The sequence below is a fragment of the Ruminobacter amylophilus genome (assembly GCF_900115655.1).
In the GTDB taxonomy this organism is placed as follows: domain Bacteria; phylum Pseudomonadota; class Gammaproteobacteria; order Enterobacterales; family Succinivibrionaceae; genus Ruminobacter; species Ruminobacter amylophilus.
In genome coordinates, this window is the sequence record NZ_FOXF01000024.1 from 17047 (window position 1) to 17257 (window position 211).

The window sequence follows — 211 nt, forward strand, 5'->3', positions numbered from 1 at the left end:
CAGCAGCTGACAAGGTTGCTGAAGCCAAGGAAACCGTAGCTGAGGTTAAGGAAGCAGTTTCCGAAAAGGCTCTGGAAGTTAAGACTGCCGTTGCAGATAAGATTGCCGAAGCCAAGGAAACCGTAGCTGAGGTTAAGGAAGCAGTTTCCGAAAAGGCTCAGGAAGTTAAGGCCACAGCAGCTGACAAGGTTGCTGAAGCCAAGGAAACCGT

Annotated in this window: 1 protein-coding gene; it reads left to right on the forward strand. The window is 50.2% G+C overall.

Annotated features, from left to right (window positions below; genetic code table 11):
* The coding region (locus BMY80_RS12425; protein WP_218140338.1) for a hypothetical protein at positions 1–211 on the forward strand (211 nt) is incomplete at both ends.